Consider the following 24,942-nt stretch of genomic DNA (forward strand, 5'->3'; position numbering starts at 1 on the left):
TTGATGAAAAGAAAGCAGAAAAATATAAATCTTCTCAATTTGTCAATTTTGATAATTTGCGAAAAGATTGAGGGTATGCCGGGAAATATCAGCTGAGGTATACGACTCTGGTTGGATAAAGAGGATTAGCTGTGTTTAAAAGTGGGTTGAGAGGGATTACGAGTCCAAATGTAGTTTTTTTATTTCTTGGCGGAAACGGGAAGGAGGAACTCCCATTTCTTTTTGGAATGCTCTGTAAAAAGAAGAAAGTGAGTTGTAGCCGAGCGAATCGGAAAGCACTTTCAGAGGAATGTCATTTTCAGGCTCAGATAACAGAGCGAGCGCTTCCCGGATGCGGTATGAATTGATGTATTCGGAGAAAGAGGTGTTTTGCTCCGTAAACATGCGCGACAAGTAGGTGCGGTTGGAGTGAAGCCGTTCTACGAGCATGTCGATGGAGATACTGTTGCTGCGGTATAAGTGTTCGTCGTTCATCAGCTTTTCTACGGCATCAAAGAGTGCTTTGTTTTTCTGGCTGGTGTTTACCAGATCGGTTTTCTCGTCCCGTTGTTCGAGCAGTTGTCTTTCCCGCTGACGGTGGGTGTCGTATAATATCACCAGTTGCCGGTACATGTGGTTCTTCCGTACATAAAGAACATATAGAGCTATGAGTATGACGGCTATGAGCCCGGTCACGAAGACGGCTAATTGAAGTTTCCGGTTCTTTTCAGACAAGAGCAGTTCTTTTCGGCTAAGTTCTTTTTCAGCTTTTTCTGTCTCGTAGTTTAGTATCATGTGGCTGAATGAACGTTCTTGTTCTATATTAAAAATGCTATCGGCGAGGGATTGATGTCTTTCCTTATGTTGGGATGCCATAGCAATATCTCCTTTTTCTTGAAATAACTCGGCCATACCTTTGTAAAATTGGAGGCGGTAATAGTAATGGTTTTGCTGTTCGGCTAGTATAAGCCCATTTTGGTAAGCTGTATTTGCTTCGTCGTAACGTCTTTCCGCTTTCAGAAAGTTGCCGTAATAAAGGTAGGCTTCGGTGAGTACGTCTATATTGGTGCGTTGCGTGTGGTTTAGTACTTTTCGGAAATATAGTTCGGCTTGTTGAGGTTTTCCAATGGCGGCAAGTATGTTCCCGTGGATTACGTCCGGTTCGTCGGTGTTGGCCATATGTGTCGCAATGGCGGTGGCTTCAGATATATAATGTAGCGCTTCGTCATAATTTTTCGAAAGATAGTACATGGTGGCAACGTTCAATGCGCCGAGAAAGCGTACATAATCATTATGTAGTTTGCTTCCCCCTTCGTATACCTCCAATGCGTATTTTATACCTGAGGGGTCGTTTCGAAGGTAGTAAATCCTCGTCATATTGCTTAAAATGATATAATAATTTGTTTTATCCTCACTTGCGTCGGCATATTGCAGAGCCTCTTGGAAGTAGGCGAGGGAGGCATTGTAATTGAGTGTCGTATTGCGTGCGTTTATTCCTAACCCGTTGGCTATAATGGTCTGTATATAGGTGTCGTGATATTCTTCTACATAGGGAATAGCTGCATTAAAATACGTGAACATGGAGTCTGCTTGGCCGGAAAGTATATAAGCTTGTCCGATGTATGCGCCCACATAGGCTTGTGTTTTCTTGTCGTGGTTGGCAATGGCTTTACGGTAGTAAGTTTTAGCTGTGTCTATCAGTATTTCGTATTCTCCTTTACGTACGTACTCTCCCCAACTTTTGATAAGTGCGTAGGAATCTGTATGTGTTGCAGGCGTCTGTACGGTCATGGCGTTCTTCTCCTGTTCCTTACAGCCGGAGAGAAGCAATATTATCAGAAATATGTATGATAAAATGCTGTTCATTCGAATGCTGATTAAGAGCTTAAAGTCGGGTAATCATTACCAGTTTATCACTCTTTTTGTGGTATGTGCAACCGGTAGGTCTTGTTTGTTATTTAACAATATTGTACCTTTCGACAACAAAGATAGTGCAAAGAAAAAGCACAGGCAAATTTACAGGTTCATAAAAGTGCTGTGCGATAGGGCGGAAGTACCCACAGGCGAGGGGAATACATTTTACAATTAAACGTTTTTTTGCAATCCCTCTCCTCTATACTGTTTCGTAAAGCTACGGAACATGGCAGGGGAGAGGCCGATGCTTGACTTTTTCTCCGTTACTGCCTGTATTTTTCGATATATCCATTGAATTAACCCCTCCGTCACTTCGTGCCACCTCCCCTATATTTTGCTGTGCAAAACACAGAGGAGGAGGTTTAATACCCTTCTATCGTATTATTTATCGAATGAGACGGATCGTGTTTGTCCTTCTCCCTTGCCGTGCCTCGTAGCATTGCGGGGTGTGGCGCAGCCATAGGGGAGGTGGCACGAAGTGACGGAGGGATTGAGAAGATATTATATAATCTTTGATTGAGGAGTTAGAGGTATAAAACGGGTAATCCCCATTAATTATCGACAGAGCCCTGATTGTTTTTGATCGTTGTTTTGTGTGGATATATGCCTCTGCCCTGTATTCCACAAGAAAATGGGATACAGGGGGGTGAGATGTGTATTTGGAGAATGAAATATTTTCTTTTATTCTCGTCTATTGCAGCCGAAAGAGGCGGCATGGAATCCGGGATTCGGTTCACCGATCGGAGTTCTTACGTAAGTTTCGCACCAGATATTGCCGGAAAGAGGCGAAAGGGGACTGGGCCGATATTCCGGTGTATCGATGTGATTCGTAAGGTTCTCTTCCCGGTTCCCGAATTCATTTTCTAATGATTCGGGGGTGTCACCGGGTTTTCTTTCGTATGAATCGGATTCTTTTTCTTCTCTGTTTTCGGGGGTTGATGCGGTTTCCGAGGCGGCTTTTTCGTTCTCCTCGTTTTTTCTTTCCTCTTGTTTCCTGAGCGCTTCGCGCCGGCAGGCTTCGAATTGTTCGCGTTCCTCCCGTTCCTCGGGTGTGTCGAATATCTCTTCGTGGTCGACAAGGTACTGTGTGGACTCGATGTCGTATAGCCCGGCTTTCCGAAAGAGTTGGTTTCTCTTTTGGTAGTGCCAAGCGAGTGTTCCATCGGCTTGCATTTTCTTCCGGTCGCAGCGGGGACGTTTTCTCTCTTGGGAATGTCTTTCGAGCTTGTCGATACATCGAAGGACGGCGAGCAAGGTCAACCGGTCCTTTTTAGGATCGATTTCGAGGAGCATCTTGTAGTACTTGATTAGGGCTACTTGACGGTAGTTCTCGATTTCTCCTCTTAAATCTATGCTCGTGTCGAATCTTGTATCTATCATCGCTCGTTTGTTTTTTCGACAAAGGTATATTCTTGTTGTCGGAGGTTTATGGCATGATGATACTTTGATGAAAGAGACGTTCTTACCGTTTTTTATTTTTGTTATTTCTGTTATGGACTTGTCACAATTTTTGGAAAATAAATTTATAATGGAACGACTCCAATGCCGGGGCGATCCAGCAGTGTTATTTTTCCTTCGACAATTTTCACTCCATCGAATAGATCGTTGGATATAAGCAGGTTTCCGTCAAGGTCGGCCCAGTGGGCCAACGGCGACAGTTGTGCCGCGGCAGAGATGGCACAGGAGGTCTCGGTCATGCAACCGATCATCACTTTCATATCCAAAGCTCTTGCCAATATGGCCATTCGGTAGGCTTCGCGCATACCGGTGCTTTTCATTAGTTTTATATTGATACCATCGTAGAGCCCGTATGCTCGTCGTACATCGGGCATACGTTGCAAAAATTCATCGGCGATGATAGGCAGAGGAGCGCGTTCGTGGAGCCAAGCCTGTTCGTTTATCTTTTCTTTGGGCATGGGTTGTTCCACGAACAGGCAGTTTTGTTCACTAAGCCATTGTATCATTTCGAGCGCATACTCCTTATTGTCCCAACCTTGATTGACATCGACACAGATGGGGCGGTCGGTCTCTGAACGAATGATTTTTACCAATTCTTTATCGTTGTCCAATCCCATCTTGATTTTCAATACATTGTAGGGGGATGCTTCCCGCAGTTTCTGACGGACAACTTCTGCGGTATCTATCCCGATAGTAAAGGAGGTATCGGGGCATTTTTCGGGGGAGAGTCCCCATATTTTGTACCACGGTTGTCCCATGATTTTACCGACGAGATCGTGCAAAGCTATATCTACCGATGCTTTTGCCGACCGGTTGTCGGGTGCAACGGAATCTACATAGTCGAGAATTTCTTCCATGCGGAAAGGATCGGTAAACTGCTTCAAGTCGAGTTGCCCAAGAAAGCGGCATACCGATTCTTGGGTTTCGCCCAAATAAGGCGGCATGGAGGCTTCTCCGTATCCTGTCCATTCTCCGAAACGGAGTTGTACTTGTACATCGGGGGTGTGGGTACGAGAACTTTTCGCCAAATTGAAGGCGTGTTTCAATTTCAAATCATACGGTTTGAAAGAAAGTTGCAATCTATCTGAACTTGTTCCTTTGGATACGGAAGTTCCGCAACTATTAAAAAAAGCGGGGGATAGTGTCAATCCTAATGTGCCTATCGCACTTTTGCGCAAAAAATCTCGTCTGTCCATTTTCAGTTTATTTTTGCTCGAAGTACCACGGGTGTCGTTTTACGGTCGTGATTCCCGGAGTCCCTATCTTGTTCACGATTCTGCTGATACCGAGAAGCGGAATAGCGTAATAGTCGGTATCAGCAGAATCGATACTGTTTATTTTGACTTGTCCCGAAGAGTGTATATATTTCCCATCGTTCAGGTAGAGAGCCACGTGCGAGACTTTGCCGGGGGCGTTGCCGAAGAACAGGAGGTCTCCGGTCTGACATTCGTCCCGTTGTTCTGCCGGCATGATGTCGCCGGTGAGGGCTTGTTGCGAAGCATCACGGGAGAGAATGATTCCGGCAGAAAAATAGGCCGTTTTGACAAATCCCGAACAGTCGGCACTTTTGACCGAAGTGCCGCCCCAGAGGTAAGTCGTTCCCATCATTCCTTCGGCGGTCTGTATGATTTTATTCATGTTTACAGGGGTCGATGCCCACTCGGAGAGTTCGCGACATTCGTCGTGTTTCAAGAATCCGGTTCTTCCATCGGGGAAAGACACAGGTATGAACTTTTTTCCCGCCTTTCCTGCGGCTTGCAGAATACAGCCCGATACGATGTCGGACACGGTCTCGGCATTTTTATCTGCGGAGGCATATACATAGCCTTGCAGTCCGGTATAGACATATCGGGTGGCATTTTTCCATTCGGTCCACTCGGCAGTAGTTTTTACGGAGATCGAATTTGCGATTATCCAACTGATGTAATTATCGGGAGTTTGCACTCTGTACCAACCCTTTTGCTCTTCCAAGATGAGCAGGGGCGTACCGAGAATAGCCTGAGAGACCATCTCGGCCGAATGCCTCGGCTCGCTTCTCAAATGTGCACAGCAGACTGTGACAATACCTCTTGTCTTTTCGCCAAGACGACGGTCGGGCAGTAGCTTTATCGCATTTATATAGGAGATACCGGCCGTGTCGAGCGTTCGGAGCAATGTTTCGACGGCTTGCCGGTTGTCGCACTTTCCTTTCAGAATATGGATAGAATCGTTCAATAGCTCGCTCGATACCGTATAAACGGCTGTGCGGGAATCGGGTGCATATTGCCGTCCGATTTGTTCTATCCAAGTTTGCATATCATTGGACTGGGCATTTGCCATAATCGGGATAATCAACAGAAAACAAAGTATGATCTTTACAGTCGATGTGTTCATGGGGGTGTTCGAATAGTAAACAATTATAGCGAACGGTAAGAGCCGTGTAAACGGAAATCGCATTTCCGACTTGGCTATGCCGAACCGCTTCTTATCTTCGTAGCTACAAATATATTGAAAAGCCTCGATAGATCGAACTTTACAACCCGATAAATTTCATCTGTTTTTTACAATCCGGTTATCGGTGTAAAGCAATCTCGGGTAGTGTCCAAAAATGTGCTTGGGGAAAATGTTCGTTCAAATAGGTTTTCAAATATTCCTCGGTGTCTTTGTCTATCCGCTCGTCTGTTTTCGGAAAGGTATTGTAGACCATTCCGTAAAGGGGAATATTCCTATTTACCAGCGCTTCGATAGAGAGCAGCGTGTGGTTGATGCTGCCCAAACGTCCGGACGTTACCAAGATAACCGGCAGCTTTTGGTCGGCGATGTAATCGACCGTCAGGTATCGGCGAGTAATAGGAACCATCAAACCTCCGGCTCCTTCGAGCAGAACCACGTCGTACCTGCTTTGGAGTATCCGGGTAGACTCTGTTATTTTTTCTATGGGAATAATGCGGTCGTCTATCTCGGCTGCCAAATGCGGAGAAGCGGGGTAGGAATAGACAATGGGGAATGTGATTCGCTCCTTATCCTCCGGGGTGAACGGTATTCCCATAATTTCCCGATGCAGGTCTATGTCTTCGGAGTGGCCTACATTCCCGGTCTGTATCATTTTTTGAGTGATCGTTTTAATCCCTTTGCTGTTCCATTCACGCGCCAGCCACCCCGTGGCGTAACTTTTCCCGATGTTGGTATCTATACCGGTGATAAAAAAAGTTCCTTTCATATCTGTGTTTTTTTATGTGCGACGATGTAGACGGGTCGATAGGTGAGCGTGATCTCTTTTTTCCCGTCGAAAGTCTTTCTATATCGCTTTATAAAGTCGAATCCTTTTTGCCGGGAGTGTCCCGAAATACCTGTCACGCCGGTGTTTTTGAGATGCCGGAGTAACTCGACGGGAGTGTCGAAACGAAGGGTGTATTCCTCTTGTTCGAAAAGTTCGACCCGAAAGTGTTTTTCGAACAATCGTTTTAACTCGGCATACTCCCAATAGGGCATTTCTGCGGTCATTAAAGATTGTATTTCGGGCAGATTGCCGGCTGCGAATGTGCTGACAGCGATCGTGCCCGTATCGGACAAATTGCCGGATATGCGCTTCAAGAATCCTTCCAAATCGGTGAACCATTGAATCGTCGAAGCGGAGGTAATTAAATGGTATGTTTCGTCGAACTCGATTTTTTCGGCATCGCCTTCCTTGAAACTCAACTGTTTGAACGGCAATGCGGTTATGTAGTCTTTCATTTCGGGCGACAGGTCGTTTATCGTGAACCGGGCATCGGGGAACCTGTCGATGAGGCAGCGGGTCAGTTTTCCTGTCCCGCAACCGATTTCCAGTATATTGTCGATGCATTTGTTCAAACGGCTCGGAATCTTGTCGTTCAGCTGTCGGGCTATCCGGCTTTGGATAAGGCCTTCCCGTTCATAGGTGGAGGCTGCATTTCCGAAGCTGTTTTTAATGGTCGCTTTGTCGAGCCTATTTTCCAACACAACCGGGCGGAAATGGAAAAAATGGGGTTCGTCCAGCTCTTGAACGACCGTTGTCCCTTCCCATGCGTTCACTTGGTTTCTTGCGGGAAATATGAGGTCTCTTGTCCCGATTATCGCTTTGTCCCAACGGAAACGGGGACGAGGGTGCAGGGTTATGTTCTCGCCTATGGCACGCAATTCGTCGTACAAGCTGTTCATGTCTCTTTCGGGGAAAGCCTCCTTAAAATCGTCGAGGTGTTCGCAACACATGCGCCGGTAGAATTTTTTCAAGCTCGCTTCGTTCAAATGTTCGAGAGTCGCCCGGAATATTTCGGGGGGGATGCCTTTCTCGATGTCGATTCCGCATTCGGTTCCGTTGATGGCCGTGGCGTGTCTTATGGGGAGTCCTTTATCGGGTAAGACCGTTGCCGCCGCCCAAACGCCAAACGACCACGCATAGACTTCGATGTTTTTATAGTCGAGGAATGGGGTGGTGTCGAAGTTCAGGTCGGTGTAGTCGTAGCAGACACAACAGTCGCAGCCTATGTGACTCAGATAGGCAAACGGATGCGTATCCATTCCCCAACCGGCGAAGAGGAGGATTAAGTCGTCGGTGTGTCTGCGAGAAATGAAAGTTTGTATCATAGGCCCGATGAAATCTTGGTTAACGTGTGAATGAGCTGGTCTATCTCCGTGTCGGTATGTCCGGCGCTCAGCGAAATCCTTAACCGGGAGGTTCCTTGTGGTACGGTGGGCGGGCGAACCGGCAACAGATAAAAGCCTTCGTGCTGTAATTTTAAGGCGGTTTGTACGGTGCGTTCCGTTTCGCCCAATACGAAAGGGACGATGTGGCTGCTGCTGCTGACAATCGCTCCGTTCAACGGATTGAGCGCTTGTCTTACTTTGTGGCCGATTGCCTCCAAATGTTCCCGGTGCGATTGCATATCGACGATTTTATCGATGATGAACAGCGTCCATTCGAGATTGACAGGTGGCAATGCGGTCGTAAAAATCAGCGTCCGCATTTTGTTGACCAAATATCGTTTCATTTCATCGGAGCAGATAACGAATGCTCCTACCGAGGCGGCCGCTTTTCCGAACGTGCCGACCAAGAAATCTATCTCTTTAATAACGTCTTGTTCTTCGGCGCAGCCCAATCCGCATTGACCTCTCACGCCGAAAGCATGGGCTTCGTCGACATACAGGTAAATATTGGGGTAGTGTTTCTTCAACGCCACCAAGCGGGGCAAGTCGCATTCGTCACCGTCCATGCTGAATATGCTTTCGGTCACGATGAATATCGCTTCGTATTGCGAGGCCGACTCGGAAACCAACCGTTCCAATTGTTCGTAATCGTTATGTCGGTAGCGTATGCAGCGGGCTTTGGAGAGTCCTATCCCGTCGACTATGCTCGCATGGACGAGTTTATCGGCCAAAATCAAAGAGCGGTTGTCGGTCACTGCCGGCAGGATGCCGCTGTTGGCATGGTAACCGCTGTTGAATACGAGAGAGGCTTCGGCTTTGTACAGTTCGGCGAGTCTTTTTTCCAATCGAGCGTACACGGGGAAATTGCCGGTCAACAACCGAGAAGATGTCGAGGAAAAACGAACATTACGGGAATTCAGGTTTTGCAAAAATTCCTTTTTCAGGTTCGTGTCATCGGCCAGTCCCAGATAATCGTTCGAGGAGAAATTCAACATGGTGTTCCCGTCACGGACGATGGACAGGCCTTGTGCATCCACGGCCGGCAAGGATCGCAAATTTCCTTGTCGAGAGAGTTGTTCCAATTGGGAAGAATAGGTATTCATTATCGCAGGGTTTTTACTACCTCCAACAGAGCCGAGGTGAGTGTGGAAAGTTGGGAAGGGGTTATGATGAACGGCGGCATGATGTATACCAATTTCCCGAACGGCCTTACCCAAATGCCCCGCTCGACAAATTGTTTCTGTATGGAAGCCATATCGACTGGTTTTTTCATTTCGATGACTCCGATAGCACCCAGTATTCTTACGTCGGAAACTTGGGGCAGTGTCGCCGCCGGACTCAGCTCCCGTTTTAACTGGGCTTCGATGGCGGCGACTTTCTCTTTCCAGCCGGAAGAGAGGAGGAGAGAGACGGACGCACAGGCCACGGCACAGGCCAAAGGGTTACCCATGAAGGTGGGCCCGTGCATGAATACTCCCGGATTCCCGCTGGAAATCGTGTGGGCGACTTCGTGTGTCGTCAAAGTGGCCGCCATAGTCATGTATCCTCCGGTCAGGGCTTTGCCTATGCACATGATGTCGGGGGTGACTCCCGCATGTTCCCAAGCGAACAGTTTCCCGGTGCGGCCGAATCCGGTGGCGATTTCGTCGAAAATGAGCAGCAGGTTGTATCGTTCGCATAGCTGCTTGGCTTCCCGAAGGTATTGCGGGTGATAGAACCACATGCCGCCGGCTCCTTGCACGATGGGTTCGAGGATAAGTGCCGCCAATTCTTCGTGATGGGCTTCTATGGCTTCCCGAAGAGGAGCGATACAGGCGGGATCCCATTCGTCGTCGAATCGGCAGGAGGGAGACGGAACAAAATAGCGGGTGGGGAGCGCATCCCCGAAAATGGAGTGCATACCGGTTACCGGGTCGCACACCGACATGGCATTCCATGTGTCGCCATGATACCCCGACCGTATGGTGATGAGGTTACATTTAGAGACCTTTCCGCGGGCGTGCCAATATTGTATAGCCATTTTCATGGCGACTTCGACCGATACGGAACCCGAATCGCAATAAAATATGTGTTGTATGGACGGGGGAACGATTTGCAAAAGCAGTTTCCCGAGGTCGATCGCCGGTTGGTGGGTGAGCCCACCGAACATGACGTGCGACATTTTTTTCAGTTGCTCTTCCGCCGCCTTGTTGAGCGTGGGGTTGTTGTATCCGTGTACGGCTGCCCACCATGACGACATGCCGTCAATGAGCTTTTGTCCGTTTTCCAATTCTATGTATACCCCTTCCGCCCTCTTGACGGGATAGCAGGGCAGGGGGGCAATGGTCGAGGTGTAGGGATGCCATAGATGTTCGGCATCAAAATTATCCATAAGCAAGCGTTTTTAGAATATGAAAAATCCGGTATAAAGCGAAACGGCCGCTGTTATCCCGGAATATATAGTTAGTAAATGTCTGTTTATTGTCGCACGAATGACCGGTGGAGCAGCTTGTCACCGGAGTATCTACGGTACTCGCCAAAATTTTGGGGAGAAAAAAACTTCCCGCCGTGTGTTCTTCTTCGGACGGTTTATCCGAACGTTCCATATTTCCCACGACAGTATCGGTGGAAGTTGTGGAAAGTCCTTTTTTCAAAGACTTGTCGGCTATTTCCTTACGGACACTTCCTATGTTTACACATTTGCCTATACTGCAAAAGGTAGCATAGTTGTGGCGATTCCATCGGCGGAACCATACCCTGTGAACCGATAAGGAGGTAGAAGTTTCCATATCGCAAAAGTACGAAAAAAATTAGAAACGACTTCTCTTTTTTTCTTATTGAAATCGTGCGGATAAAAAAACGGCTGACGGTGTAAGATAGTAGTTCGAGCTATAAATGTTAAATACTGCCCGATTTACCGAAAAAAGTGCGGTGTGTCGTTCGTGGTGTACATTACTTTTTTATATTTGTAACCACGAATATAGGATGCGGCTCGGTATAGCCAAGTCGGAAATGGGATTTCCTCTTGTCTTTGCTCTCGCCTTTCGCTATATTTGTAAACACGAATATAGGATTCGGTTCGGCATAGTCAAATCGGAAATATAATTCCCTCTTGTCTCTGCACTCACCTTTCACTATATTTGTTCACAAAGTGATATGTTTGAAAAGAACAACAGTCAAATCGGCTGATAGTATAATTTATCCAACAAATAAAATCATAGAAAATATGGACCTAACATTGAATTTGAACTCACGTTTGCAACCCATGCACAGACATGATTTGGAAGATGCACTTCAAGAAATTCTTGAAAAGGGAAAATTGGGAGAAGTAACGGGTGGAGGAACACTACAAAGACAAACCGGAGAAATTGTATCCTGTGATATAGAGATTCACCTAAATGATGATAAACAAGATAGTGTAAACCGTTTGGTGGAGCTTATGAATATAATAGGAATCCCCAAAGGCTCAGCTTTATTATGCACAGTACCTGAAATTAAGATAGAAGTAGGGACTTTGGAGGGATTGGCTTTTTATGTCAATGGAACGGATTTACCAGATGAAATTTATGAGAGTTGCGATATCAATCACGTCATTGAGCAGATGGAATCAGCAATGAATGGCATAGGTCGTTTTTATAGTTATTGGGAAGGTAATGAATGGACAGCCTTGTATTTTTACGGGGTTTCATTTGTTGAAATGAAACAAAAAATAGAACCGTTCATTGCTTCTTATCCTTTATGTCAAAAAAGTCGAATAGAACAGATTGCGTAGTTGGATAACAGGCGCCTATTCTAATGGTGGCAAACTGTACCCCGTTAGCAATCTCGAAATGACAGAAATACAATGAATAGAATTTAACACTATACATCTCATTTTTATTGTTGTGCGGTATGGTTCCCGCACAATAAATAGTAAAGGAGCGATTTGCAGACTATAATGGATAACTCGACGGTTCTTATTGTGTGGAATCGACACGGGACTGCAAGCCTTATATGTTGCTAAATCGTTGCCTCTACTTCTTAAATAATTAGATAAAAGTTTATTTTTCAATTAGTTAAGCTGATTTTATGAAAATCTAAAATAAATTTGTTTCTCTACATCGCTTCTGCTATCTTTGTAAATACGAAGATAGGATGCGGTTCGGCATAGCCAAGTCGGGAATGTGATTTCCGTTTGTCTCTGCGCTCACCTTTCGCTATCTTTGTAAATTATACGTCTATGATTCATATAACATAGATAAATGGAAATCATCGGAATTTAATGAGATATGAGAACTGGTATAGTTTATATGGTGGCAACGGTTTTGTGTATTTTCGTAACCTCTTGTTTTACAGGAGTCGAGAGTACAAAGAAAATAACTATGCCCGATACAGGCGAAATTGCGGCACAGAGTCCCGAAGATCGTTTTATAGAGTCTTATTTCGTTCAACAAGGGTGCGATACGTGGCGCATAGGAAAGCCATTTTATTATACCGATGAAAAACTTTCGTTCGTTTTCAGACCGGAAAAGCCTACATTCCCGGATAGTATCTCTTTGAAGGGAAAAATTTTTACGTATGCCGGAAGTATAGAAGAAAGTCCTTTCGGCGGGGACGACAAAGTTGTTTTGTTATTCGATTGCGAAGGTCATAAGTTTCGCTATGAAACAGGGAAGACCCGGGAGGAGATCGGTCGGTTGAAATATACGCCATTGATACCTCCGTTCATCGATATCGATGATTTAAATATGGCTCGCTCCCTTTTGAAAGACAGAGTTCTGTATATAAAAACGCCTATGTGGTACAATGAAAAATCGGAAGCGATAGAGGGGCGAAAGTTGATACCTGTCCGAGTTGTGGATATTCGTCCGGGAAATAACGTGTTGCCGGTCGAAGTTTGGTTCGAGGACGATAAAGGAAATCAAGCGGGAGTTTTCATGTCATTGCTTTCTTCGTCCCGCTCCCAATATATCACGTTCGACCGCTTGTTTTCTTTCGAGAATCCGCGTTTGCAATATAAGGAAATACAGGACGATGCTTGGGAGCAAATTACGTTGGGAAAAGTAAAAACGGGTATGACGAAGGCCGAATGTAAACTTTCGTTGGGCAATCCGAACGAGGTGAAGAAGATTCCCACATACAGCGGATTGAGAGAGCAGTGGATATACAACTCGGGAGCGTATCTGTTTTTTGTCGATGATTTGTTGGCCGATTATAGGTTATGATATGATTAAGATAGAGGAGAATTATTTTATAAAGGACAGGCATACATTCCGCATACCCGTTTATACCAAGTGGTTTGTAGAGTATGAAACGGTCGAGGAGCTGGTGACGTTGTTGCAGTCCGATTTATTGCGGGAACATACTTTTTTCCCGATAGGAGGGGGAAGCAATTTGCTTTTTGTAAAAGAAATGTACAATGGCGTATTGTTGCATTCTGCCATACAGGGCATGGCTGTGTCGGAGGAGACCGATACCGAGGTGCTTGTGGAAATAGGAGCAGGTGTCGTGTGGGACGACTTCGTCGCTTGGACGGTCTCTAACGGTTGGGGGGGAGCCGAGAATTTGTCGTATATACCGGGCGAAGTGGGAGCGAGCGCTATTCAAAATATAGGAGCTTACGGCGTGGAGGTGAAAGATATTATCCATGAAGTAAAAGCGGTAGATGTCGAGACTTGCGAATCCCGTACCTTTCGAAATGCAGAGTGTAGGTATGGTTACAGAAGCAGTGTTTTCAAGCACGATTGGAAGGGTAGATATATCGTTACATCGGTAGTGTACAGATTGCAAAAATCGCCCGAGCTGCATTTGGATTATGGAAATCTGCGGGCTTCATTGCCCGGCGATGACATTTCTATCGCAGATGTCCGTAAAGTTGTCATAGAAATCAGGCGGTCGAAATTGCCGGAACCCGATGAATATGGCAGTGCCGGTAGTTTTTTCATGAATCCTGTAATTTCTACGGAACAATATGAGAAGCTGAAATCGTCTTATCCCGATATGCCTCATTACGTCGTAGACGATATGCATGTTAAGGTCCCTGCCGGTTGGCTTATCGATCGTTGCGGCTGGAAAGGAAAAAGTTTCGGCGGTGCGGCGGTTTATGAGAAGCAGTGCTTGGTATTGATAAATAAAAACAATGCAAAGCCCAACGATGTGGTTGCTCTCGCGGAAATGATTCGTAAATCGGTATCGGACACTTATGGTATCGTTATCAATCCTGAGGTTAATTATATTGAATGAGTATGATGCAGGTTACTTTCTTAGGGACAGGAACTTCAACCGGAATACCGCAAATCGGTTGTACGTGTTCGGTATGTACTTCTACCGATCCGAGGGACAGTCGGTTGAGAACCTCGGCCATAGTTGAGATAGAGGGTAAGAACATATTGATTGATTGTGGCCCCGATTTTCGTCAGCAAATGTTGCGATTCCATATTAAACGAATCGATGCGGTATTGGTTACTCATATACATTATGACCATACCGGAGGGATAGACGATTTGCGTCCTTTCGGGGAAAACGGTACTGTTCCTATTTATTTGGAGCCTTCGGTCGCCGAGGGAATACGAAACAGGTTGCCTTATTGTTTTGCCGATCATCGCTATCCGGGAGTTCCCAATATTTGTTTGCAGGAGATAGGTTTGTCACCGTTTTTAATAGCTGGAATAGAAATTGTTCCCATAAGGGTGATGCATTATAAATTGCCTATCTTGGGGTATCGTATAGGACGGTTTGCTTATATAACGGATGCTCTTACTATTCCTGAATCGGAATATGAGAAGTTAAAAGATATAGATGTATTGGTCGTAAATGCTTTGCGGAAAAAGCCCCATCTTTCGCATCAAACGTTAGCCGATGCGTCGCGAATCATCGATAGAGTGGGGCCGCGGGAAGCCTACTTGGTTCACATGAGTCATCATATGGGATTGACTTCGGAGGTAGAAAAAGAATTGCCTGCCCATGTGCATTTCGCATACGATGGTTTGGTTATCGACAGCTTGTGATTATTTTGAACCATCTTCTTTATAGCTTGTTTTAGCTATAAGAATAAAAAACAATTTGATTATGGCAAAAACAATTCAAACTGCTATCGAAGCCGGTTCTCGTATGGCTCCCGCGAAATTCTATATAAAGATTACGCCGGACGGCCCTTATTTGCTTTATGGTAATCCTCCTATGGATCAAGAGATTATAGTTCCTAATGACGAAGGTTCTTCTTGGACCTATCGTAAGGGTAACCATTTTAGTACGACAGAGGAGCCTACGGCTTTATGCCGATGCGGAGCATCCAAGAACAAGCCTTATTGCGATGGTTCCCATCATCACACGGACTGGGACCCGAAAGAGACGGCCTCTCATAAGCCTTTATTGGAAGATGCCGAAGAATATATAGGGCCAACTATGGTGCTCGCTGATAATGAAGAATATTGCGCTTTCGCTCGTTTTTGCGATGCCTACGGTAGAATTTGGAATTTGGTACAAACGGCCGAATCCCAAGAAGAACGTGATTTAGTCATTCATGAAGCCGAGCATTGTCCGGCCGGCCGTTTGGTCGTTTGGGATAAAGAAACAGGCGAGATTTTTGAACCTCCATTTGATCCGGCGATAGGATTGATCGAAGACCCTGTGATTAAAGTCAGTGGCCCCATTTGGGTAAAGGGAGGAATTCGTATAGAAAGTTCGGACGGAAGCAGTTATGAGATAAGAAACAGGGTTACCTTGTGTCGGTGCGGACAATCGCAAAACAAGCCTTTTTGCGACGGGACACATGTGTCGGCTAAATGGCATGACAAATTACCGATGGAGCAGGAAGCAGAAGTAGAATAAGACGATATATGATTTTAGGAGATTTGAGTGACACGAAGCGGGTAGAGGCTTTGCATCCTTTGCTGGGGAAACTTTTCAGTTATATTAAAGAGCATGATTTTCTTTCCGATTCGATTGGGCGTATCGAATTGGACGGTGATCGAGTTTTCATCAACAACGATTATCCGATATTACGTTCTCAATCGGAACAGGTTATAGAGGTACATCGACGTTACCTCGATGTGCATGTCCCTCTTGATGCTCCTGAAATAGTGGGGTGGAAGCCTCTGTGCGATTTGAAGGAGGTGCAGCAAGCGTATTCCGAGGAGAAAGATTGTGCCTTTTATTCCGATAGGCCGTCGACTTATTTCACCGTATATCCCGGTCAGTTCCTAATTGTATTTCCAGAGGACGGCCATGCTCCTATTATCGGGGAGGGTAGACTGCGCAAAATTTGTGCTAAAATAAAGTTGTGATCGGGTATCGATTGAGAATCGATAAATATTTTTATTCGTATTATTTACAAAGGCAAATATATATACGACAATACCCTAAATTTTGTTACCACGAGATTTCGAGTATTGTTTGTCGTATATGGTTACTTTTATAAATTATCCTTTATTACTTTGCAAGGATTTCCGACGGCTATGCAATTGGCGGGTGTAGATTTGGTGACGACACTTCCCGCTCCGATTGTCGTACCGTCTCCTATGGTTACGCCGGGTAAGATTATACTACCACCTCCAATCCAAACGTTTTTCCCGATGTTCACCGGTTTGGTGAGAGATTTCCAAAAACTGCTGTTTTCGCCCAAACGTTCCTGAGGTGCGGTGTGATGGAAGACTGTATAGATATGTACACCCGGACCTATTCCCGAATAATCGCCGATAGTGATGGTATTACAATCCAAAAATACGCAGTTCATATTTATTTCCACATTTCGCCCGATATGTATATTCTCACCGTAGTCCACGAAGAAGGGAGCTGAAATCCAAACATTTTCTCCTCTTGATCCAATTAAATCGTCTAATAATGAGGATAGTTTTTCTATATCGTCAGATGGGGTATCGTTATATTCTTTTTGTAATTGCTTTGCTTTATGCCATCTGTTGATTAATTCCGTGTCACCGCAATCATAGGGCTCTCCGGCAAGCATTTTCTCTTTTTCTGTTTTCATAATCTTAAATTATTCTCATGGTCTAACAAATATACGAAAAACGGATTGAAATTTTAATATCTCAATCCGTTTTTATGATTCACATCAAGAAGTTTCTAATCTTGTTTTTTTGCTTTCATGCTCGATATGGTTAAAAAGGCAATGAGCAGCAAATACATAATCAATCCGACAGTTTGCAGAGTCGCTTCACTCAAATCGTGGGTATACTCGAATCCTGCAAATTTCATTCCCGCACTGACGACTCCCATGAGCGCACCGCCGGCAATGAATCCCGAAGCCAATAATGTGCCCTTATCCAAACGGGCTTTGTTCAGAGCGGTATCTTTTGAACGGCTGCCTACATACCAACTGATAAGCCCTCCGATGACCAAAGGTGTATTTAGTTCCAACGGAATGAACATACCCAAAGCGAACGCCAAAGCCGGGACATTCAGCCATGTCAGCAGAACGGCAAGAATAGCACCGATTCCGTAGAGCAGCCACGGTGCGCCTTGTCCCATCATGAGGGGCTCGATAACTGCCGCCATAGCATTGGCCTGAGGTGCTACCAACGCGTTTTCCCCGGAGAATCCGTACGATTTGTTCAGAATGAGAATAACACCTCCTACGGTTGCGGCAGAGACGAGTGTACCGAGGAATTTCCAAGTCTCTTGTTTGCGAGGAGTGGAGCCTATCCAGTAACCTATTTTCAAGTCGGTAATGAATCCACCGGCCATCGAGAGCGCCGTACAGACCACTCCTCCAATAACCAACGCGGCAACCATTCCGCTTGTCCCTTTAAGTCCGACCGCCACAAGGATAACCGACGCTAAAATCAGTGTCATCAGTGTCATTCCCGAAACGGGGTTCGTTCCCACGATAGCGATAGCATTTGCCGCTACGGTGGTGAACAGGAATGAAATTCCGGCGACTACCAAGAAAGCGACCGTTGCTTGCATGAAATTATTGATAACTCCCAAATAGAAGAATAGGAATGTGATAATCAAGGCGAATACGGCAGCCGAGATGATGAATTTCATAGAGAGGTCTCGTTGTGTGCGGGGGGCTTGATCCTCTATCGCTTCCTTATTTTTCCCCGAAAATTCTTTTGTAGCCAGTCCTACGGCTCCTTTAATGATACCCCAAGAGCGGATAATACCTATCACTCCCGCCATAGCTATACCGCCGATACCTATGTACCGGCCGTAATCGGTAAATATTTGTTCGGGAGCAGCCGCTGCTAATTCGCTACCGGGTATGCTGCCCAGCAGAGGAATGATGACGAACCAAACGAAAAGAGAGCCGGAACAAATAATCAAGCAGTATTTCAAGCCGACAATGTATCCGAGTCCTAACACGGCTGCGCCTGTATTCACTTTAAATACCATTTTCGCTTGGTTGGCGATCTCTGTTCCCCACGGTAAAATGCGGGTGGTAAGCACTTCGCTCCACCAGCCGAACGTCGAGAGGCAAAAATCGTACAGACCACCCACCAATCCTGCCAGAATCAAAGGCTTGGCTTGGTTACCGGCTTTTTCTCCCGAAACAAGTACCTGAGTCGTAGCCGTAGCTTCGGGGAAGGGGTATTTCCCGTGCATATCCGAAACGAAATATTTGCGGAACGGAATGAGAAACAAGATACCCAATATACCGCCTAGCAGTGAACTCATGAATACTTCCATAAAGTTCACGGTCAGTTCGGGGTATTTGGCTTGTAAAATGTATAGAGCCGGCAAAGTGAAGATAGCACCGGCGACAATCACTCCTGAACAGGCTCCGATGGACTGGATAATCACGTTCTCGCCCAATGCGTTTTTCCGTTTAGCGGCTCCCGATAGTCCTACGGCTATTATGGCGATAGGTATGGCGGCCTCGAATACTTGGCCGACTTTCAATCCTAGAAATGCTGCGGCGGCCGAGAAGATAACAGCCATGACAATACCCCACGAGACTGACCATGCATTGACTTCGGGATAGACTTTTTCGGGCGAAAGAATGGGTTTGTATTCTTCGCCCGGTTTTAATTCCCGAAATGCGTTTTCGGGCAAATCGACAGGTTGTTTTTCGTTTGTTTCCATATTATATTTTTATTTTTTGTGTATTGCTTTTTCTTAAAAACGTGGCAAGTTAATAAAAAATGCAAATATAGCCGATAACTTAGGCGGCGTTTTTGATAATTATATTACAAAATGAAAATTTATGCGAGGAAGAAAGTAAAAAAACTTGTACATTTGTTACGGTATAAACACTGAGAAGATGAAAGAAATATTGGATTATTTGTCCCGATTGAGAGAAAACAACAATAGAGAATGGTTTCAAGCTCATAAGGAAGAGTATGATCGGTTGCGTCCTTTGTTTGTTGAGAAAATCCAAGAACTTATACAGCAAATATCGCAGTTCGACGAAGATATCGTGGGGTTGGAGGCTAAGAACTGTATGTATCGCATTTATCGTGATATTCGTTTCTCGCCGGATAAAACTCCGTATAAATCGTATATGTCCGCTTATATAGCGAAGGGTGGCCGTAAAAGTTTGCGTGCCGGGTATTATTTCCATTTCGAACCGGGGAATTGTCTGTTGAGCGGGGGCGTTTGGTGTCCGGAACCCAAATTGTTGAAAGCTCTGCGCCAAGCGGTTTACGATAATTATGACGAGCTGAAAGATATTGTGGAAAACAAAGAGTTTAAATCGTTGTATCGGGACTGGGTAGGGGAAACTTTGAAAATCGTTCCCAGACCGTTTCCACGGGATTGCGAACAAGCCGCATGGCTTAAACGAAAAGATTATGTGGTGGTGAATGTGAAGCCTGATGATTTTTTCGGTTCGCCCGATTGGATCGAAAAAGCGGCTCATGATTTTCACATCATGAAACCGCTGAACGATTTTCTCAATTATACGGTCGATGAAGTTTACGATTTATAGGAAATAGGAAGGGGAGAGGAATTGCCTGACTAAGAAGTTGTTTTAAATTTATAGAGAAATAATATAATCATTGCAAGCAGGTATGTTCCGGCCATATTGCGCCCCTGTCTCGCATCTAGAATCCCTTGATTTTTGTCAATAGCCCGCTATTGACTGCATATCTCGGACTCCAATCTGCTTCAACATAGGGCTCAATCTGTCTCGGAATAAATTTAAAACAGCTTCTAAGGTGGTTCGCTCCTCCTTTTTTCAGTTTAGTTCCACGACCGTAATACCGGCTCCTCCCAACTGGACGTGTTCGTCTTGGAAGTGGGAGACTCCCGATACAGTTTTGAGGTATTGTCTGATGACTTGTCGAAGAACGCCAGTTCCAGTGCCATGCAAAATGCGTACGCGAGTACAACCTACTTGTATGGCATCGTCTATGAAATAGGTAACAGCTTGTAACGCTTCGTCGGCCCGCATGCCTCTCACATCGATTTCTTGCTTGAAATTCAGTTGCTTTTCCCTCATATCGTCGGTTGTTTGCGAACTGATAAAAGTGGCTTTCGAATTTTCTTTTTTGATTTGGTTTTTGCTGACCTTTTCCAAACGGTCGGCTTTGACGGTCGATTTCAGCAGTCCGAAAGCGACGGTAATTTCATTACCGTTGACGGAAAGGACTTCACCCACAGAATTTTGGCCTTTCAAGCGAACGGAGTCGCCTTTCATTAAAACGGTGTGAGTGGTAGGTTGTAGATTGCTTTCTTCTCTTTTTTGTTGTTTCCGTTTTTTCCGGTCGTTGATCTGTTTGAGTTTTTTACTGATTTTGTCGTCGACGGTCGGGGTTTCTTCCAATTCGGTTTTGAATTGTTCGAATTTCTGCCGGGCTATGCGGGTTTTTTCTTTCTCTGCTTGCGCCTCTTTAATTTCCCGTATCGTGTTTTCGATACGTGCATTGGCTTCTGCGAGAAGTTGAGCGGCATCTCCTTTCGCCTGTTTTAACAGTTCTTTGCGTTGTTTTTCCAAAGCGATCAAATCGGCTTCATACCGGGCAGTTAGTTCTTCGAGTTTTTTCTCCCGTTGGCGTATGTTCTGACGTTTACTTTCCCAGTAGCGTTTGTCCCGAACGATGTCTTGCAAATATTTATCCATATCTATGTATGCCGAACCTACTTTTTCTGATGCGGCAGCGATTACTTCTTCGGGAAGTCCTATCTTACGGGCGATTTCAATGGCGAACGAACTCCCCGGATTGCCAATGGATAGTTTGAACAAGGGTTGCATCAGATGGCGGTCATAAAGCATGGCTCCGTTTATGATTCCTTCTGAATCTTCGGCAAAGTGTTTCAAGTTTTGATAGTGGGTCGTGATGATTCCATAGGCATGTTTTTGGTTGAATCGGTCCAATAATGCTTCTGCTATGGCTCCTCCGATTTGCGGTTCGGTTCCCCCGCCGAATTCATCGATAAGTAAAAGGCTGTTCTCATTCGCATTACGTACGAAATACTTCATGTGTGTGAGGTGAGAACTATATGTACTCAAATCGTCTTCGATAGATTGCTCATCGCCGATATCGATAAATATATCCTTGAATATGCCGGTTCGGGAATTGTCGTGCATGGGAACCAACAGTCCGCATTGCAACATATATTGTAAAAGCCCGACGGTTTTGAGACAGACCGATTTTCCTCCGGCATTCGGGCCGGAGATAAGCAGTATTCTGTTCTTTTCGTCTAACGTCAAATCGAGTGGTACGATTGTTTTCCCTTGCCGTTTCAACGATAGGTAAAGCAAGGGGTGTACGGCGTGAAACCATTCGATTTGCCGAGTATTTTCAAAAGTGGGTAAGACTCCGCCTATTTCCTCGGCAAAGAGGGCTTTCGCCCGAATAAAGTCGATTTCGGCGAGGAATTCATAGGAGTAGATGATTTCATCGATAGCCGGACGAAGTTCGTCGGTAAACGATGTTAAAATACGTGTGATTTCTCGACGTTCTTCGTTTTCGAGTTCCCTAACTCGATTGTTCGCTTCCACAACTTCGGCAGGTTCGATGAATATGGTCTTTCCGCTAGCCGATTCGTCGTGTACGATACCCCTGATTTTTCGTTTGTACGAAGGTGCTACTGGTATTACCAAGCGTCCGTCTCGCATAGTGGGGCTGACTTCTTTATCTACGAATCCTTCACTCTGGGCAGTCCTCAGTATTGCATTCAGGCTTCGGGATATACCAGATAACGTGGAGGATATATTACTGCGAATGTGAGCCAGTTGGGGGGAGGCATTGTCTTTGATATGTCCGAACTTATCGAGAATGAGATCGATTCGTTTGATTAAATCGGGAAAAGAACTTATCTCTTTCGACAGTTTATATAGATAAGGGTATTTGATTTCTTCCTCTTCTCCGGGATATAAAAATCGGATAATGCGTTGTATGGTGTCGAGCGACCTCCGCAGGTCGAATAATTCGGTTTCTTCCAAAAAGGTTCCTTCTATACGAACTCGTTTTATCGACGGTCGTACATCGAAAAAGAAATCGGCGGGAAAGTCATCGGCATTTTCAAGAATGCGTACAAATTCCCATGTTTGATTCAGTTGTTCCCGTATGGATTCGTAACCGGTAGAAAACGTCATTCTATCGGTATAATCGATACCCAATGTGCTGAGACATTTTTCTTTAATGAGCGATCGAATTTGGTCGAATCCTATTTTTTGTTCGAAATTTTGTGGATATATCACGCTTTATGATTTATAAAACGTTGCAAATGTAATAAAAAGACAGATGATATACATTATTTATCGTTGAACAATACATGTGATTCGGGTGTATTATGAATAACTAAAATAAAAATTATGGAAGCTGTGAATAGTGTTTATAAAGAAGTGAAGAAAATGTTTCAGACGGCGGTTCCACCGTATGTCGCTACCGTTAACGACGATTATCATTATGAAGTTTGGGCTATAAAGAAGCAGGCAGGGGAATCCCAAGTTTCGGAAGAATTATTGGGGTATGTAGCCAAGCATGAAGACAGTGTCACTGTGGGATTTAACAATAAACTCGGTGAAAAGATAAGAAAAGAGGCCTTTTCGTCGCTTTTATTGGCTAAAATGAATATTCATGGAAGAATCCGTATTCATCGTATGACGCATCAGTTACACATCGATTTACAGAATGCGATAGATAATTTAATGCGATATTATACAGAGATGAACTGGATTTGATGAAGGACTATGGTTATTTCACTTTTCTTGTATGTTGCCATATCATTTTTTTTGAATAGAAGTTTCGTGCATGGGAAAAGTAAAATGGACGGTTGGGTTTGGTATGAAAAATACTCGTTCATTTTGTCCTTCTCTTAGCTTTTCGTATATTTGCGCACTTATAAATAATGCGCATTTATGACACAGATTGAAACTAACAATGAGATAGAAGACAAGAAAAGTCTTAATTTCATAGAACAGATAGTTGAATCCGATTTGAAAGCCGGAAAGAATGGCGGCCGTTTGAATACGCGTTTCCCGCCAGAGCCTAACGGTTATCTGCATATAGGGCATGCGAAAGCGATCTGTATGGATTTCGGAATTGCCGAAAAGTTCGGAGGTACATGTAATTTGCGATTTGACGATACCAACCCGGTGAAGGAGGACGTAGAATATGTAGACTCCATAATGGAAGATATTCATTGGTTGGGGTTCGATTGGGGAGACCGGTTGTATTATGCATCCGATTACTTTCCCAAGTTATGGGACTTGGCCATTCGTTTAATCAAGGAGGGTAAAGCTTATGTCGACGAACAATCTTCGGAAGAGATAGCCCGCCAAAAGGGTACTCCTACACAGCCGGGAATAGAAAGCCCTTATCGGAATAGAAGCGTAGAGGAAAATCTCGATTTGTTCGAGCGAATGAATAAGGGCGAATTCGAGGAAGGTCGTTTTGTCTTACGTGCGAAAATAGACATGGCTTCTCCCAATATGCACTTCCGCGATCCTATCATGTACCGTATTATCAAGCATCCTCATCATCGTACCGGAACGAAATGGAATGTATATCCCATGTATGATTTCGCACATGGGCAATCGGATTATTTCGAAGGGGTGACTCATTCGATTTGTACCTTGGAGTTCGAGGTGCATCGTCCTTTATATGAGTATTTTGTAAAGGAATTGGCCGACGATAGTTATTGCCCTCGCCAGATAGAGTTCAACCGTTTGAATTTGACCTATACGGTGATGAGCAAACGGAAACTTTTACAGTTGGTAAAAGAGGGTCTGGTTGCCGGCTGGGACGATCCTCGTATGCCGACGATTTGCGGATTGCGCCGTCGTGGATATACGCCTGAATCCATAAAGAATTTTATACAGAAAATAGGTTATACAAAATACGACGGAATCATCAGTGTTTCTTTACTCGAACATAGTATCCGGGAAGATTTGAATAAAACAGCGACCCGTGTATCGGCAGTTCTTAATCCTGTTAAATTGATTATTACCAATTATCCGGAAAATAAAGTGGAATATTTGGAAACCGAGAATAATCCCGAAGACCCGGAGGCCGGAACCCATCAAATACCTTTCACCCGAGTGCTATACATAGAGCGGGACGATTTTATGGAAAATCCTCCCAAAAAATTCTTCCGTTTAGCTCCCGATCAGGAAGTGAGATTGAAGTCGGCATATATAATCAAGTGCACCGGAATTAAAAAAGATTCCGATGGAAACGTAGAAGAAATTTATTGTGAATACGATCCCGATACACGAAGCGGTATGCCGGGAAGTATGCGCAAAGTGAAAGGTACGTTACATTGGGTATCGGCAGAATATAGTTCGACGGCAGAAGTCAGGTTGTATGACCGGCTATTCAATGTAGAAAATCCGGCAGAGGAGAAAGATGTGGATTTCAGAGAATTATTAAATCCCGATTCTCTAAAAATCGTCGATAATTGCCGTATCGAGCCTTACTTGGCCGAGAATGCCAAGCCCGGCAATCGATATCAATTCCAGCGTACAGGATATTTTTGTGTGGACCCAGATTCGACCGATGGACATTTGGTATTCAATAGGACCGTATCTTTGAAAGACAGCTGGGAAAAATTAAAATCGAAGTAAAGTATAAATTTATTTTC

Annotated in this window: 20 protein-coding genes and 1 pseudogene; 9 read left to right on the forward strand and 12 right to left on the reverse strand. The window is 44.8% G+C overall.

What is annotated here, in order from left to right; all coding sequences use genetic code 11:
* Positions 1 to 156 precede the first annotated feature (156 nt).
* From HMPREF9448_RS07485 to HMPREF9448_RS14195, 9 genes and pseudogenes are all read right to left on the reverse strand, one after another.
* Positions 157 to 1,845, reverse strand: coding sequence for a helix-turn-helix transcriptional regulator (locus HMPREF9448_RS07485; protein ID WP_008861989.1), 1,689 nt, complete (start codon positions 1,843 to 1,845; stop codon positions 157 to 159).
* A 729-nt stretch (positions 1,846 to 2,574) separates the two neighbouring features.
* The gene (locus HMPREF9448_RS07495; protein WP_008861991.1) at positions 2,575 to 3,273 is read right to left on the reverse strand and encodes a hypothetical protein; all 699 of its coding nucleotides are present in this window, start codon (positions 3,271 to 3,273) and stop codon (positions 2,575 to 2,577) included.
* A gap of 143 nt (positions 3,274 to 3,416) precedes the next feature.
* Positions 3,417 to 4,547: a dipeptide epimerase gene (locus HMPREF9448_RS07500; RefSeq protein ID WP_008861992.1), complete on the reverse strand. Its 1,131-nt coding sequence runs from the start codon at positions 4,545 to 4,547 to the stop codon at positions 3,417 to 3,419.
* A gap of 7 nt (positions 4,548 to 4,554) precedes the next feature.
* Complete coding sequence (locus tag HMPREF9448_RS07505) at positions 4,555 to 5,724, reverse strand: C40 family peptidase (protein WP_040296118.1); 1,170 nt, start codon at positions 5,722 to 5,724, stop codon at positions 4,555 to 4,557.
* Positions 5,725 to 5,902: 178 nt separating this feature from the next.
* Entirely contained in the window at positions 5,903 to 6,550 is a 648-nt protein-coding gene (gene bioD / locus HMPREF9448_RS07510) for a dethiobiotin synthase (protein ID WP_008861994.1), read from the reverse strand.
* A complete protein-coding gene (gene bioC, locus HMPREF9448_RS14190) occupies positions 6,547 to 7,935 on the reverse strand; it encodes a malonyl-ACP O-methyltransferase BioC (protein ID WP_008861995.1) in 1,389 nt (462 codons plus the stop codon). Before bioC ends, bioD begins: the two co-directional genes overlap by 4 nt.
* On the reverse strand, positions 7,932 to 9,098 hold the full coding sequence (locus HMPREF9448_RS07525; protein WP_008861996.1) for an 8-amino-7-oxononanoate synthase: 1,167 nt from the start codon (positions 9,096 to 9,098) through the stop codon (positions 7,932 to 7,934). Before HMPREF9448_RS07525 ends, bioC begins: the two co-directional genes overlap by 4 nt.
* Positions 9,098 to 10,357: pseudogene (gene bioA / locus HMPREF9448_RS07530) on the reverse strand (adenosylmethionine--8-amino-7-oxononanoate transaminase); the annotation flags it as partial. The pseudogene bioA and the gene HMPREF9448_RS07525, both read right to left, overlap by 1 nt.
* Position 10,358: 1 nt before the next feature.
* A complete protein-coding gene (locus tag HMPREF9448_RS14195) occupies positions 10,359 to 10,763 on the reverse strand; it encodes a hypothetical protein (RefSeq protein WP_008861998.1) in 405 nt (134 codons plus the stop codon).
* A gap of 437 nt (positions 10,764 to 11,200) precedes the next feature.
* Between HMPREF9448_RS14195 and HMPREF9448_RS07545 the strand changes: the two genes are divergently transcribed.
* From HMPREF9448_RS07545 to HMPREF9448_RS07570, 6 genes are all read left to right on the forward strand, one after another.
* Positions 11,201 to 11,746 (forward strand): hypothetical protein, encoded by a 546-nt coding sequence (locus tag HMPREF9448_RS07545; protein ID WP_008861999.1) that lies wholly within the window; start codon positions 11,201 to 11,203, stop codon positions 11,744 to 11,746.
* A 496-nt stretch (positions 11,747 to 12,242) separates the two neighbouring features.
* Positions 12,243 to 13,178, forward strand: a complete 936-nt coding sequence (locus HMPREF9448_RS07550; protein ID WP_008862000.1) for a hypothetical protein — start codon at positions 12,243 to 12,245, stop codon at positions 13,176 to 13,178.
* Between the two features lies 1 nt (position 13,179).
* The gene (murB, locus tag HMPREF9448_RS07555; RefSeq protein ID WP_008862001.1) at positions 13,180 to 14,196 is read left to right on the forward strand and encodes a UDP-N-acetylmuramate dehydrogenase; all 1,017 of its coding nucleotides are present in this window, start codon (positions 13,180 to 13,182) and stop codon (positions 14,194 to 14,196) included.
* Between the two features lie 5 nt (positions 14,197 to 14,201).
* Complete coding sequence (locus HMPREF9448_RS07560) at positions 14,202 to 14,960, forward strand: MBL fold metallo-hydrolase (RefSeq protein ID WP_040296123.1); 759 nt, start codon at positions 14,202 to 14,204, stop codon at positions 14,958 to 14,960.
* 61 nt (positions 14,961 to 15,021) lie between these two features.
* A complete protein-coding gene (locus HMPREF9448_RS07565) occupies positions 15,022 to 15,783 on the forward strand; it encodes a CDGSH iron-sulfur domain-containing protein (RefSeq protein WP_008862003.1) in 762 nt (253 codons plus the stop codon).
* 8 nt (positions 15,784 to 15,791) lie between these two features.
* On the forward strand, positions 15,792 to 16,238 hold the full coding sequence (locus HMPREF9448_RS07570) for a YhcH/YjgK/YiaL family protein (protein WP_008862004.1): 447 nt from the start codon (positions 15,792 to 15,794) through the stop codon (positions 16,236 to 16,238).
* A 128-nt stretch (positions 16,239 to 16,366) separates the two neighbouring features.
* Here HMPREF9448_RS07570 and HMPREF9448_RS07575 read toward each other — a convergent pair whose 3' ends face one another.
* Both HMPREF9448_RS07575 and HMPREF9448_RS07580 read right to left on the reverse strand, forming a co-directional pair.
* Positions 16,367 to 16,939 carry a sugar O-acetyltransferase gene (locus HMPREF9448_RS07575; RefSeq protein ID WP_008862005.1) on the reverse strand — a complete coding sequence of 191 codons (573 nt, stop codon included), beginning with the start codon at positions 16,937 to 16,939 and terminating at the stop codon, positions 16,367 to 16,369.
* Positions 16,940 to 17,034: 95 nt separating this feature from the next.
* Complete coding sequence (locus tag HMPREF9448_RS07580) at positions 17,035 to 18,996, reverse strand: OPT family oligopeptide transporter (RefSeq protein WP_008862006.1); 1,962 nt, start codon at positions 18,994 to 18,996, stop codon at positions 17,035 to 17,037.
* Between the two features lie 178 nt (positions 18,997 to 19,174).
* Between HMPREF9448_RS07580 and HMPREF9448_RS07585 the strand changes: the two genes are divergently transcribed.
* A complete protein-coding gene (locus HMPREF9448_RS07585) occupies positions 19,175 to 19,840 on the forward strand; it encodes a DUF2461 domain-containing protein (protein WP_008862007.1) in 666 nt (221 codons plus the stop codon).
* A 249-nt stretch (positions 19,841 to 20,089) separates the two neighbouring features.
* Here the strand turns inward: HMPREF9448_RS07585 and HMPREF9448_RS07590 are convergent, their stop codons facing one another.
* Positions 20,090 to 22,558, reverse strand: a complete 2,469-nt coding sequence (locus tag HMPREF9448_RS07590; protein WP_008862008.1) for an endonuclease MutS2 — start codon at positions 22,556 to 22,558, stop codon at positions 20,090 to 20,092.
* A gap of 114 nt (positions 22,559 to 22,672) precedes the next feature.
* Between HMPREF9448_RS07590 and HMPREF9448_RS07595 the strand changes: the two genes are divergently transcribed.
* Together HMPREF9448_RS07595 and HMPREF9448_RS07600 are read left to right on the forward strand one after the other, a co-directional pair.
* Positions 22,673 to 23,041 carry a hypothetical protein gene (locus tag HMPREF9448_RS07595; RefSeq protein WP_008862009.1) on the forward strand — a complete coding sequence of 123 codons (369 nt, stop codon included), beginning with the start codon at positions 22,673 to 22,675 and terminating at the stop codon, positions 23,039 to 23,041.
* Positions 23,042 to 23,218: 177 nt separating this feature from the next.
* Positions 23,219 to 24,925, forward strand: a complete 1,707-nt coding sequence (locus tag HMPREF9448_RS07600; RefSeq protein ID WP_008862010.1) for a glutamine--tRNA ligase/YqeY domain fusion protein — start codon at positions 23,219 to 23,221, stop codon at positions 24,923 to 24,925.
* The last annotated feature ends 17 nt before the right edge of the window (positions 24,926 to 24,942 follow it).

This window comes from Barnesiella intestinihominis YIT 11860 (assembly GCF_000296465.1).
Lineage (GTDB): Bacteria > Bacteroidota > Bacteroidia > Bacteroidales > Barnesiellaceae > Barnesiella > Barnesiella intestinihominis.